Origin of the sequence: Paenibacillus sp. IHB B 3415, assembly GCF_000802655.2 — a bacterium.
GTDB classification, from domain to species: Bacteria; Bacillota; Bacilli; order Paenibacillales; family Paenibacillaceae; genus Paenibacillus_AQ; species Paenibacillus_AQ phytohabitans.
In genome coordinates, this window is the sequence record NZ_JUEI01000056.1 from 104,942 (window position 1) to 117,470 (window position 12,529).

At 52.6% G+C, this 12,529-nt stretch carries 10 protein-coding genes and 3 tRNA genes; 12 read left to right on the forward strand and 1 reads right to left on the reverse strand.

Translation table 11 applies throughout. From position 1 onward, the window contains the following. Window position 1: 1 nt before the first annotated feature. The 12 genes from QW71_RS23050 to QW71_RS23100 all read left to right on the forward strand — a co-directional run bounded on the left by QW71_RS23050 (window position 2) and on the right by QW71_RS23100 (window position 11,473). Window positions 2-910: an aspartate carbamoyltransferase catalytic subunit gene (locus QW71_RS23050; RefSeq protein WP_039304360.1), complete on the forward strand. Its 909-nt coding sequence runs from the start codon at window positions 2-4 to the stop codon at window positions 908-910. A 122-nt stretch (window positions 911-1,032) separates the two neighbouring features. Further along, the gene (locus QW71_RS23055) at window positions 1,033-2,307 is read left to right on the forward strand and encodes a dihydroorotase (protein ID WP_235441527.1); all 1,275 of its coding nucleotides are present in this window, start codon (window positions 1,033-1,035) and stop codon (window positions 2,305-2,307) included. Between the two features lie 76 nt (window positions 2,308-2,383). Then, a complete protein-coding gene (carA, locus tag QW71_RS23060; RefSeq protein ID WP_047013924.1) occupies window positions 2,384-3,562 on the forward strand; it encodes a glutamine-hydrolyzing carbamoyl-phosphate synthase small subunit in 1,179 nt (392 codons plus the stop codon). Window position 3,563: 1 nt separating this feature from the next. Then, window positions 3,564-6,785, forward strand: a complete 3,222-nt coding sequence (gene carB, locus QW71_RS23065) for a carbamoyl-phosphate synthase large subunit (RefSeq protein WP_039304366.1) — start codon at window positions 3,564-3,566, stop codon at window positions 6,783-6,785. 195 nt (window positions 6,786-6,980) lie between these two features. Then, window positions 6,981-7,697, forward strand: coding sequence for an orotidine-5'-phosphate decarboxylase (pyrF, locus tag QW71_RS23070; protein WP_039304477.1), 717 nt, complete (start codon window positions 6,981-6,983; stop codon window positions 7,695-7,697). Further along, window positions 7,694-8,335 (forward strand): orotate phosphoribosyltransferase, encoded by a 642-nt coding sequence (gene pyrE / locus QW71_RS23075; RefSeq protein WP_039304369.1) that lies wholly within the window; start codon window positions 7,694-7,696, stop codon window positions 8,333-8,335. Before pyrF ends, pyrE begins: the two co-directional genes overlap by 4 nt. Window positions 8,336-8,503: 168 nt before the next feature. Then, on the forward strand, window positions 8,504-8,635 hold the full coding sequence (locus QW71_RS41850; RefSeq protein ID WP_268794631.1) for a hypothetical protein: 132 nt from the start codon (window positions 8,504-8,506) through the stop codon (window positions 8,633-8,635). A 281-nt stretch (window positions 8,636-8,916) separates the two neighbouring features. Continuing rightward, a complete protein-coding gene (locus QW71_RS23080; protein ID WP_052770139.1) occupies window positions 8,917-10,473 on the forward strand; it encodes an extracellular solute-binding protein in 1,557 nt (518 codons plus the stop codon). 435 nt (window positions 10,474-10,908) lie between these two features. Continuing rightward, the gene (locus QW71_RS41015; RefSeq protein ID WP_019909365.1) at window positions 10,909-11,073 is read left to right on the forward strand and encodes a hypothetical protein; all 165 of its coding nucleotides are present in this window, start codon (window positions 10,909-10,911) and stop codon (window positions 11,071-11,073) included. Between the two features lie 83 nt (window positions 11,074-11,156). Continuing rightward, window positions 11,157-11,233: transfer RNA gene (locus QW71_RS23090), tRNA-Met, on the forward strand. 42 nt (window positions 11,234-11,275) lie between these two features. Next, window positions 11,276-11,352 (forward strand) — tRNA-Met (locus tag QW71_RS23095). A gap of 47 nt (window positions 11,353-11,399) precedes the next feature. Further along, window positions 11,400-11,473 (forward strand) — tRNA-Ile (locus QW71_RS23100). 502 nt (window positions 11,474-11,975) lie between these two features. Here QW71_RS23100 and QW71_RS23105 read toward each other — a convergent pair. Further along, window positions 11,976-12,386, reverse strand: coding sequence for a VOC family protein (locus QW71_RS23105; RefSeq protein WP_039304377.1), 411 nt, complete (start codon window positions 12,384-12,386; stop codon window positions 11,976-11,978). Window positions 12,387-12,529 lie beyond the last annotated feature (143 nt).

The window sequence follows — 12,529 nt, forward strand, 5'->3', positions numbered from 1 at the left end:
AATGATGACGGCAACCAAAGTGAAGGAACGCAGTCTGCTGGGGATTAAGGAGCTGGACGCTTCGGAAATCAGCCAGCTTTTGAACAGAACGGCTTACTGGGACAATCAGAGCGAGAAGCTCACGCCGGTACTGAGAGCGCATTTTGTTGCCAACATGTTTTTTGAGAATAGCACACGGACCCGCTTCTCCTTCGAAATGGCCGAGAAACGGCTGGGCGTTCAGGTCCTGAACTTCACGGCGGCAGCTTCCAGTGTAGAAAAAGGCGAGTCGATCTACGATACCGTACGCACCTTAGAATCGATGGGGATCGATGCCGGAGTTGTGCGTTTGAAGCCTGCAGGCGTGCTGCAGCAGCTGGCCGAGAAGGTAAGCATCCCGCTGATTAATGCCGGAGACGGCAACAATGAGCACCCGACACAGGCGCTGCTGGATCTGTACACGATGCGCAAGCATTTTGGAGAACTGAAGGGCCTGAAAGTGTCGATTATCGGAGATATTATGCATAGCCGGGTGGCACGCTCCAACCTGTGGGCATTGACCAAGATGGGCGCAAGCGTCCAGTTCTGTGCACCGGCGAATATGCAGGCTCCTGAGCTTGCCGCGTACGCTCCATACGTTTCAATGGAAGAAGCGCTGAAAGCGGATGTGGTTATGATGCTGAGAGTGCAGCTGGAACGGCATTCCTCCGGTATTATTTTATCGGCAGCAGAGTACCGGGAGCACTTCGGACTTACGGAAGAACGCGCTGCGAAGCTGGACAAGGGGACGATCATCATGCACCCGGCGCCGGTTAACCGCAATGTCGAGATCGATGATGCAGTGGTGGAGAGCAGCCAGTCACGGATTTTCCCGCAGATGGCGAATGGAGTGCCGGTACGGATGGCAGTGATGGAGAGAGCACTTCAGTAGCAAGATTCCGCAAAAAAACCTCACATAACTTTACTAATAAATATACACAAAGATGAATTTTTATTATATAATAACTAAAGAGCTTACGGCTGCGGCCAGAGGCACAAAGGAGAATCATAACCGTGATCATTAAAAACGCCAGTGTACTGGGCCAAGAAGGCGTGCTGGAGCGCAAGCATATTGTAGTGCAGGACGGGGTAATCTCTAAGATTCTGGATGCCGCAGAAGCGGTTGAAGAAGCCGGGGAGATTATTGAAGCGGAAGGCAAGCTGCTGATTCCGGGACTGATTGATATGCATGTGCACTTACGTGAACCGGGGTTTGAGCATAAGGAAACGATTGAGACCGGCGCACGTTCGGCGGCCAAGGGCGGATTCACGACCATCGCCTGCATGCCGAATACACGCCCGGTAACAGACAGTGCAGAGATCGTCCAATTGGTAAAAGATAAGGCGCGTGAAGCCGGACTCGTGAAGGTGCTGCCTTATGCGGCCATTACGAAGAATGAGCTCGGACTTGAGCTGACTGATTTTGCCGCACTGAAAGAGGCTGGAGCGATCGGCTTCACCGACGACGGTGTAGGCGTACAGAGCGCACAAATGATGAAGGATGCGATGAAGCTGGCGGCAGGACTGGATATGCCGGTCATCGCCCATTGCGAGGACAACTCGCTGGTTGAGGGCTGCGCGGTAGCGGAAGGTACGTTTGCCGACAAGCATGGGCTTAAGGGGATTCCGAATGAGTCGGAAGCCATCCATGTAGGCCGCGACATACTGCTGTCTGAGGCTACGGGCGTTCACTACCATGTGTGCCACGTCAGTACCGAGCAATCGGTACGGCTGATCCGTCAGGCTAAGCAGATCGGCATCAAGGTGACCGCTGAGGTGTGCCCTCATCATCTGCTGCTCTCGGAGGAAGACATTCCGGGAATGGACGCGAACTGGAAAATGAACCCGCCGCTGCGCTCGCGCCGCGATGTGGAGGCTTGCATCGAAGGCCTGCTGGACGGCACGCTTGATATCATCGTTACCGATCATGCACCGCACAGTGCGGAAGAGAAAGCAAAAGGCATGCAGCTTGCACCGTTTGGCATCGTCGGTTTTGAGACTGCCTTCCCGCTGCTGTATACCGCTTTTGTGGCTACTGGCAAATGGGATCTGTCCCTGCTGGTCCAGCGGATGACCGCTGATCCGGCCCGGGTGTTCAGATTGAACACTGGCAGCCTTGCAGTAGGGGCGCCTGCCGATCTGACACTGATTGATTTGAATGAAGAGAAGGAAGTGGACCCGGCAACGTTTGCCAGCAAAGGGCGGAATACTCCTTTTGGCGGATGGAAGCTTAAGGGCTGGCCGGTGAAGACTTGGGTAGACGGCAGAGCCGTATGGAGTGAAGTATAACTGACGGTTACTGGCAGCCAGGCTGCCGGCCGTGACATAAGCATCAGACTACAGAAACAAGAAGGAGTGGAAGGGAATGCAGGCGAGATTGCTGCTTCAGGACGGAACGCTGTTTACAGGCACCGCATTTGGCGCGGAAGGCGAAAAGACGGGCGAGGTTGTATTTAACACAGGAATTACGGGATATCAGGAGGTGCTGTCGGACCCTTCGTACTGCGGCCAGATCGTCACAATGACGTATCCGCTGATCGGAAATTACGGCATTACCCGTGATGATTTCGAATCTGTGCGCCCTTTTGTGCACGGCTTTGTGGTGCGGCGTCATGAGACTGTGCCCAGCAACTGGCGTGCTGAATACAGTGTAGACGATCTGCTGAAGGAATACGGCATTCCCGGAATCAGTGAGATTGACACCCGGATGCTGACCCGCATTATCCGCCACTACGGCACGATGAAGGCGATCCTCACCACTTCGAATAAACGTGTGGAAGAACTGATGGAAATGATGGGCGATACTACAATTGAAGAATTGCGCAATCAGGTAGCCCGTACCTCCACAACGAAGACATATAGCAGTCCCGGTAACAAGGAACGTATCGTGCTGGTAGATTACGGCGCGAAGACAGGCATTCTGCGCGAGCTGAACAGCCGCGGCTGTGATGTGGTTGTCGTGCCTCACGATGTGACTGCAGATGAGATCCGCCGCCTGAATCCGGATGGCATCCAGCTGTCGAACGGCCCTGGGGACCCTAAGGATGTACCTTATGCGGTTAAGACCATTTCCGAGCTGCTCGGCGAATATCCGATCTTCGGCATCTGCCTGGGTCATCAGCTGTTCGCGCTGGCATGCGGCGCCGATACCGAGAAGCTCAAATTCGGCCATCGCGGCGGTAACCATCCGGTAAAAGAGCTGGAGAGCGGACGCTGCTTCATCACATCGCAGAACCATGGCTACACGGTTAATGAAGAATCCGTAGTGAACACGGATCTGGAAGTTACGCATATTAACAACAATGATAAGACCGTCGAAGGACTGAAGCATACCCGTTACCCCGCTTTTTCGGTGCAATATCATCCGGAAGCGGCGCCGGGACCGCATGACAGCAGCTACTTGTTCGACCGTTTCCTGCAGATGATCGCAGACCACAAGGCGAAACTGCCGGCAGGCTCGCGCCAGGCGCAGCTTGCGGCCAATGCCAGAATCACGGCACCGAAACCTGCAGCACAGCTTGAAGCCGTGAAAGGAGCACTATAACATGCCTAAGAACGATAAACTCAAAAAAATTCTGGTTATCGGCTCCGGTCCGATTGTCATCGGCCAAGCCGCAGAATTCGACTATGCGGGCACACAAGCCTGCCAGGCTCTTAAAGAAGAAGGCGTAGAGGTTGTGCTGATTAACAGCAACCCGGCTACGATTATGACCGATACCAATATGGCTGACAAAGTATACATTGAACCGATCACGCTCGAATTCGTGACGGCGATTATCCGCCAGGAGCGTCCGGACGGCCTGCTGCCGACACTGGGCGGACAGACCGGCCTCAACATGGCTGTGGAGCTGGCCCGTGCAGGCGTACTGAAATCCGAGAATGTGAAGCTTCTGGGTACACAGCTGGAATCCATTGAGAAAGCAGAAGACCGCGACTTGTTCCGCGATCTGATGCGTGAGCTGGATCAGCCTGTTCCTGAGAGTGCCATCATCACCAGTGTGGAAGAAGCGATGGGCTTTGCCGCCGGCATCGGCTATCCGCTGATCGTCCGTCCGGCCTACACGCTGGGCGGAACAGGCGGCGGGATCTGCGACAATGAGGAAGAGCTGCGCGAAACCGTCAAAGCAGGTATCCGTTACAGTCCGATCGGCCAATGTCTGGTGGAGAAGAGCATCGCCGGCATGAAGGAAGTCGAATATGAAGTGATGCGTGATAAGAACGACAACTGTATTGTAGTCTGCAATATGGAGAACTTTGATCCGGTTGGCATACATACTGGCGACAGTATCGTAGTGGCACCAAGCCAGACGTTGTCTGACCGTGAATATCAGATGCTTCGCAGCGCTTCCCTGAAGATTATCCGCGCGCTGAATATTGAAGGCGGCTGTAACGTACAGTTCGCATTAGATCCGCAGAGCTATCAGTACTATGTCATTGAAGTGAATCCGCGCGTAAGCCGCTCGTCGGCGCTGGCGTCGAAGGCGACTGGGTATCCGATTGCCAAGATGGCTGCCAAAATCGCCCTCGGCTACACGCTCGATGAAATCGTCAATCCGGTTACCGGACAGACATATGCCTGTTTCGAGCCGACACTGGATTATATCGTCAGCAAAATCCCGCGCTGGCCGTTCGACAAGTTCATCTCTGCGAACCGTAAGCTCGGTACCCAGATGAAGGCAACCGGAGAAGTGATGGCCATCGGGCGTACCTTCGAAGAGTCTATTCACAAGGCGATCCGGTCGCTGGAGATCGGTGTGCACCGTTTCCGTCTGCCTGGCGCAGAGCTGCTTGAAGACAGTGTACTGCGTAATAGACTTGCCAAAGCGGATGATGAGCGCCTGTTCCTGATCGCAGAAGCGTTCCGCCGCGGCTACGGGCTGCAGGATATTCAGGATACGACGAATGTTGACTGGTGGTTCCTGTCCAAGATCGAAGGCCTCGTGAACTTCGAGGACGAGATCCGTGCAGAAGAAACCTTGTCCGCAGAAATTCTCTATCAGGCTAAGCGCAAGGGCTTCACGGACCGGGCGATTGCCGAGATCCGTGCCGAAGGGCGTCCGGGCGGGGCATTCACCAAGGAATCCGAAGTACGCGTGCTGCGTCTGCAGCAGGGTCTGGTTCCGGTATTCAAAATGGTCGATACCTGCGCCGCCGAATTCGAAGCCTCAACGCCATACTACTACTCGACCTATGAGACCGAGAATGAAGTGATTCATTCCGATAAACAGAAGGTTATCGTGCTCGGCTCCGGTCCGATCCGGATCGGCCAGGGTATCGAGTTCGACTACTCTACCGTGCATGCGGTATGGGCGATCCAGAAAGCCGGCTATGAAGCCGTAATTATCAATAATAATCCAGAGACAGTGTCGACGGATTTCAATACATCAGACCGCCTGTACTTTGAACCGCTGTTCTTCGAGGATGTCATGAACGTTATCGCCCAGGAGAATCCGATTGGGGTTATCGTACAGTTCGGCGGACAGACAGCAATCAACCTGGCTGCACCGCTTGCAGCAGCAGGTGTGAATATTCTGGGCACGAGCCTGGAGAGCATCGATGAAGCGGAGAACCGCAAGAAATTCGAAGCCCTTCTGGCCCGTCTCGATATCGCACAGCCAAAAGGCAAGACGGTTATCAACATTGACGAAGCCGTTGAAACAGCGCAGGCGCTGGGCTATCCGGTGCTGGTTCGTCCATCTTATGTTCTCGGCGGCCGTGCGATGGAGATTGTCTACAATGATACAGAGCTGCTGAGCTATATGGTTGAAGCGGTGAAGGTTAATCCGGAGCATCCGGTGCTGATCGACCGTTACATGCTGGGCAAAGAGGTTGAAGTCGACGCGATCTGTGACGGCGACACCGTAGTGATTCCGGGAATTATGGAGCATGTAGAACGTGCAGGGGTTCACTCGGGTGACTCCATCGCCGTCTATCCGCCGCAATACCTGGATGAAGGCCTGAAGCAGAAGATCTCCGAGATCACCATCAAGATCGCTAAGGAACTGAAGACGATCGGACTGGTCAACATTCAGTTTGTCATCTATCAGAACGAAGTGTATGTCATCGAGGTTAACCCGCGCTCCTCGCGTACGGTTCCTTTCCTGAGCAAAGTGACAGGCATTCCAATGGCTAATCTGGCAACCAAGATCATCCTCGGCGGCAAGCTGAAGGAAGACGGGTACACAGAAGGGCTGTGGCCGGAAAGCGACTACGTTTCGGTAAAAGTACCTGTGTTCTCCTTCGCCAAGCTGCGCAGAGTAGAACCGACCCTAGGACCGGAAATGAAATCGACCGGTGAAGTTATGGGCCGCGACAAGCTCTATGCCAAAGCGCTCTACAAAGGGTTGATCGGCGCAGGAATGAAGATTCCGGCCACCGGAGCAATCATCGTTACCGTAGCAGACAAAGATAAGGCTGAAGCGGTTGAGCTGATGAAGGGCTTCCATGCCATGGGCTACAAAATCATCGCCACCGGCGGTACCGCGCTTGCGCTTGAGCAGGCCGGGCTGAACGTGATGAACGTCAACAAGCTGGATGAAGGTGAGCCGACCATTCTGGATCTGATCCGCGGCGGTCAAGCGAACTTCGTCTTCAATACACTGACCAAAGGCAAGACGCCTGAGCGTGACGGGTTCCGTATCCGCCGGGAAGCGGTAGAGAACGGCGTTGTATGTATGACTTCGCTGGATACCGTAACCGCGCTGCTGAGAATGCTGCAGACGATCAACTTCTCGTCACAATCGATGCCTGCTTTTGTCGGACAATAATAAAATAGGGTGAGGGCAGCCGCTACAGGCTGCTACAAGGACGGTTTGCGTTAGCGCAGACCGTTCACCTATGCCCGGGACCTTGAAGAGCTCATTACCAATTGAATAAAGAAAGAAGGCTGGCAAATGGACGGGACCGCAGCACAGCAGCAACACGAACATGAGAACATCGGACAAGTAGAAAAGCGTAATGAAATGGCCGGACGGCTGATGGTTGCCCTGGACTATCCGGATGCGGCACAGGCGAGGCTATTACTCGACCAGCTGGAAGGTATCCCTTGCTATATGAAGGTTGGCATGCAGCTGTTCTATGCTGCCGGGCCGGACTTCATCCGGGAGCTGAAGGAACGCGGCTATTCGGTCTTCCTGGACGTCAAAATGCATGATATCCCGAACACAGTACGGGGCGGGGCTGAGAGTCTGACCATGCTGGGCGTTGATATGTTCAACGTGCATGCCGCCGGAGGAGCTGCCATGATGTCTGCTGCGCTGGAAGGTGCCGCCAAGGCCGTCAGTCTGCATCCGTCGCTGCATATTCCGCTTATTATCGCGGTGACCCAGCTGACCAGCACGAGCCAGGAGGTTATGAACAGCGAAATCGGCATCGCCGGCTCGGTGACGGACACGGTTGTACGTTACGCCAAGCTTGCGGCAGAAGCCGGGCTGCATGGTGTGGTGGCATCGCCGCAGGAATCAGCGGTGATCGCAGCAGCCTGCGGACCGGATTTCCGCACAGTGACCCCGGGTATCCGGCCTGCCGGTGCCTCGCTGGACGACCAGTCCCGCGTAATGACACCCGGACAAGCTATACGGCAGGGCAGCCACTACCTGGTAGTGGGCCGGCCGATTACGGCGGCGGCAGATCCGCGCGCCGCAGCACTTACCATTATTGAGGAGATGAGCGAAGTATGAGCCCATTAGAGAATAAAAGTGAACAAGTTGCACGTTATTTGCTGGAGATTGGAGCGGTAGCCCTGCGTCCGCAGGAGCCGTTCACCTGGACGTCCGGCATCAAATCGCCGATCTATTGCGATAACCGCCTGACCTTGTCTTTCCCGGTTGTCCGGAGCTACATTGCCGACGCCTTCGCAGAGCTGATCAGAGCCAGCTATCCGGACGCTGAGGTGATTGCCGGGACTGCAACCGCCGGAATTCCGCACGCGGCCTGGGTGGCCGATAAGCTCGGTCTGCCGATGGCTTATATCCGTGATAAGGCTAAAGGCCATGGCAAGCAGAACCAGATCGAAGGACTGATCGCTCCCGGCCAGAAGGTGATCGTGATCGAGGATCTGATCTCCACCGGCGGCAGCTCGATCAAGGCCGCGCAGGCTGTGCAGGAAGCTGGCGGCGTACCGCTGGCCGTACTGGCCATCTTCAGCTACGAGCTGGACCGCGCCGTAGAAGCCTTCGCCGCTGCGGATATCCCGCTGCAGAGCCTGTCCAACTACAGCACACTCATTGATGTGGCGCTGGCTCAAGGCACGATCGCTGACTCGGATGTAGCGCTGCTGCAATCGTGGCGCAAAGACCCGGCAGCATTTGGCGTATAAGCTGGATTGCTGGCTGTCAGCAGGTTCAGGAGGGCGGAATACATCAATTCCTCCCACTGGATTTGTTACCGGCCAATTGGAGTATACTTTGTGAGCGGTGTGGACATTAATGTTGTACGTTTTACAACTTTGACTCATGAATAGCCAGGTGTTCAGGAGGATTGTTGTATGAAATACAAGAATATTCCTGCTAAGCCGCTTGGTGAAGAGGAAATGCTGCATTTTCTACAACAAATTTCGATATGGGCCGATAGGATGAGGAAAATGTTGTATTATGGGCAGGATTTTATGGAAAGCTGACTGATCTCTACCATAGAAGGCGGATGAATGGGGAATTTCATGCGACAACAGCCGCCGCCCGGAAGCAGGCAAGAAATACAGCAAGAAGCCCCGTGCCTTGACAGGCTCAGCAGGGGCTTCTTTTGCGTTAGAATGAAGCAGTCTGTGCCAAGGTGAACAAACTGTCTTTTTAGTTTAAACGGGATGTCACTTCCGATATTCGAATAGGCTATATAATGCTAAATAAAGGAATGTTCAGCCACTTGTCCAGGCTTATGATATTTCATTAGGAGGTTATAAATATGGCTAAATCAACGATTCATCTTCTGCTCAGGCGCGGGCTTCCGCTGGCACTCTGTGCGGCGGTACTGCTGCCTGTTGTTCCAGATGCCGCCTCTGCCACTGCGGCCAAACCCTTGGCGCCAACCGTGGTGACGCAGCCATCAGGCGGGCAGCGTGTCCTGCGGATCGGCAGCCTGTGGAGTAACAGCGAAGATACCTATCTGCGCCAGAACCTGACTGACCTCTATGAATTTACACATCCGGACGTGAAGCTGGAGTTTGTTCCGGCGGTGGATCAGGAGCAGTTCCGCTTCACCAACACGTACATGGTGGAAGGACCGGAAGTTTTGAGGCATATGCGTGATATCATGCTGGGCAGTGATCCGGTCGATGTGATTATAGGAGACAGTAGCCTGATCGAAAATCTGGCGGATCAGAATCTGCTTGAGCCGCTGCAGCCGCTGATTGACCGTGACGGCTATGATATCAGCAATATGGCACCGACGATGCTAAATGGTGTCCGCGAGCTTGGCAGAGGCCACCTGTTTGCTCTGGCACCTACTTTCAACGCCAGCGTAGTTTTCTACAATAAAGGGATATTCGATGCTGCCGGAGTGAGTTATCCAACGGACGGGATGACCTGGGATGAATTCTTCACGCTTGCAGGTATGGTGACGAAGACCTCCAAGCAGTTGGATGAGCGGATATATGGCTTCACAAGGAGCCGTTATGTCGGCGATCCGTTCGGGGATATGCAGGCTTATCTCTCTCCTCTGCAAGTTGCTATGTACGATAACCAAGGCGGGGCAATGACAGTAAATAATGCGCTGTGGAGCAAAGGCTGGACTACCTTCAGCAATCTGATTCAGAAGAAGATTATCCCCGGCCCGGATGATATTGAAGCCGCAGCCGCAGCCGCAGCTGTTGCCGAACCTGCAGAGGCCGAATTTAACCCGTTTCTGGGAGACTGGTTTCTGACGGGCAAAGCGGCAATGGTCATCGGGGAATATGGTTATATCAACGAGCTGGCTTCCGCGGACCGCAATGCGCTCCTGATCAAGAACATTAATTTCAGACATGTGGATTGGGGAATCGCTGCCGTACCTACGTTTGCCGAGAAGCCGGGCGTGGCTGTAGGCGCCGGACTGGATCAGATGCTGGCCATCAGCAGTACCGCGCAGAATGAAGAGGATGCCTGGGAATTGATCAAATTTGTGAACAGCAACGAAGTAGCCAAAATCAAGGCGGCCAATCCTTATCAGCTTACCTCCCGGATGGATTTCAACCGTTCACAGAAGGCTGGAGTAAGCCTTGAACCCTTTTACAATGTGAAGCCGGTGCCGGTGACGGACGCTAATGTGAATAGTCTGGCATACAAGATACCTAATATTTATCAGATTAATCTGGCCGGACAAATGCTGTTCAGCGAAGTCATTCAAGGCAAACGGACGGTAGCGAATGCCCTCAAGGCCTGGGAGCAACAGGGCAACCATATGCTTAACGCGATGCGCAAAGATCCCGCGGTCTTGTTCAATCTAGACAACGGCTGGCTGGAGCGAAGTGCGAAGGGCAAGTAGTATAGCGTCAAATTTAAACTAGTGAGAACCACTTTGGAAAATCATTTGCCAATGGTTTGTAGTGACCCCATTATGGTATATCCGATCCGGTATGCTTAAGTGCACTTTGTACAACTAAATCGTCTGATTTATAACCAAATAATCGTTTAGTTGTATTTCGTGCAATTAAACTTCGAGTTGCAGACGGTTTTCCCCGATTCGGGCAGATTTAGTTGTACAGACTACAGTTATAAGAGGCAAGCATCCCTTTTTGCTGTTTTTAATTGTACATTATACAACTATCCTCTGAATTCTTGAATGGAAAATAATTTCAGACAAGCGGTGCAGAATTTTCCAGCCGTTCCGCAGGGCTTTTTTCCTGTTATTAATGAAAAAATGGGCATGCTAAGGATCAGAGCAGCAGCATACATTAATACGAAAAAGGAGAAGGGCATCATGAATTGGATATACTTCGCGAAATTGTTCAGGACAAGATTTCAAGCGGGTTGTCTGGCCAAAAGACTCGAACAGGACGGCTGGATCTACGGCTATCATGATCCGCGTTTTGTGGAAATTTACCGTTCGCGCAAAGGCCGCTACGGTGTGCGTTTTCTGCCATAAACAAATTAACCAAATTCATCCTTGACTTTATCCATACTTATATTGTATATTATCTATTGTCGCTGTTTGAATATGATTACTGACGCGGGGTGGAGCAGCCCGGTAGCTCGTCGGGCTCATAACCCGAAGGCCGCAGGTTCAAATCCTGCCCCCGCAACCAATTTTATTTCATCAGACAGCGCTGTTTGAATATGATTACTGACGCGGGGTGGAGCAGCCCGGTAGCTCGTCGGGCTCATAACCCGAAGGCCGCAGGTTCAAATCCTGCCCCCGCAACCAATTTTATTTCATCAGACAGCACTTGTTAAATACGGATATCCTAGTCCGGGCCCTTAGCTCAGTTGGTTAGAGCGGTCGGCTCATAACCGATTGGTCACAGGTTCGAGTCCTGTAGGGCCCACTTCACTAAAACCCTTACCTTGTAAGGGTTTTTTGCTGTTTATAGACTCGACGAAGCGAATATGCTTGAGTGGGGAAAGGTCATATTTTTAAGCTTGCTAACGGATTTGCTAACGGAGACTTTTCTTTTATTCCACAGGTTCAACCTTAGATGGTTGGGGGCTTTTTTTGTTTGAAGACAGATTTTGCTTGTTTAGCATAGTAATCGAGTAACCAATTGCATTGCTTGGATGCTGTTTATTTATATTTTTTGGAATTATATTTATTAATTCGGGCTCAACCTTAAAATCAGTGCTTTACGGCTAAGTCCCCATGTGATGCCGATTGCACTCCAGTAGGAATCCACCCCGTCGAGCTCCAGCAAGCAGACTGGCAAGCGATTATGGACAATTTCAAAGCCTATACCGAACAAAACTAATCATCGCGAAGAAGACGCCGGGGAAGGTACCCGTCGTCTTCCCTTGTTAATCCAGGTATGAGTGCGCTCTCCGTTATCCTTAACCTTAAGCTTCATCCGTGTTCATGTAGTTGATTGCCCACATATGGCCGTCCAAGTCCTCGAAGGCCCAATGGTACATGAATCCATAATCCTCAGGTTCTTCGTACGATTTCCCGCCCAAGGAGACCGCAGTATTCACGATTTCATCCACCTTTTCTCGGCTCTCGAAGGTGAGTGCGATCGTCATTTGCGCATACTTTTCCGTATCAACGGTTTCCTTCTGCGTGAGTGAATTTAATAGTTCTTTGGTGAGCAGCATGATCTGCAGGTTGTCGCCGATCACGATGGCTACCGAATTCTCATTATCGGGGAATTGCGGGTTGAGCTCGAATCCGAGTCCGGTGAAGAACGCCTTCGATTGTTCTACGTTGTTTACAGGCAGATTGAAGCTCGTGAATGTGGACATTAATGCCATTTTTAAACACCTCATCTTCAAAATGGTTTGTTGTCATTGATGCCTTCGTTTATTTAGACGAAAGCCAATCCGGGAATTCATCGGTCTACTTGATTCCTGCCACTCCTGTATTATTGTAAATGCAAACCCAGTATATCAACGAA

What these genes read in the sequence shown, in the direction of transcription:
- QW71_RS23050 (WP_039304360.1), top strand. Translation starts at nt 2, where the DNA reads ATGATGACGGCAACCAAAGTGAAGGAACGCAGTCTGCTGGGGATTAAG.
- carA (WP_047013924.1), top strand. Translation starts at nt 2,384, where the DNA reads ATGCAGGCGAGATTGCTGCTTCAGGACGGAACGCTGTTTACAGGCACC.
- carB (WP_039304366.1), top strand. Translation starts at nt 3,564, where the DNA reads ATGCCTAAGAACGATAAACTCAAAAAAATTCTGGTTATCGGCTCCGGT.
- pyrF (WP_039304477.1), top strand. Translation starts at nt 6,981, where the DNA reads ATGGCCGGACGGCTGATGGTTGCCCTGGACTATCCGGATGCGGCACAG.
- pyrE (WP_039304369.1), top strand. Translation starts at nt 7,694, where the DNA reads ATGAGCCCATTAGAGAATAAAAGTGAACAAGTTGCACGTTATTTGCTG.
- QW71_RS41850 (WP_268794631.1), top strand. Translation starts at nt 8,504, where the DNA reads ATGAAATACAAGAATATTCCTGCTAAGCCGCTTGGTGAAGAGGAAATG.
- QW71_RS23080 (WP_052770139.1), top strand. Translation starts at nt 8,917, where the DNA reads ATGGCTAAATCAACGATTCATCTTCTGCTCAGGCGCGGGCTTCCGCTG.
- QW71_RS41015 (WP_019909365.1), top strand. Translation starts at nt 10,909, where the DNA reads ATGAATTGGATATACTTCGCGAAATTGTTCAGGACAAGATTTCAAGCG.
- QW71_RS23105 (WP_039304377.1), bottom strand. Translation starts at nt 12,386, where the DNA reads ATGGCATTAATGTCCACATTCACGAGCTTCAATCTGCCTGTAAACAAC.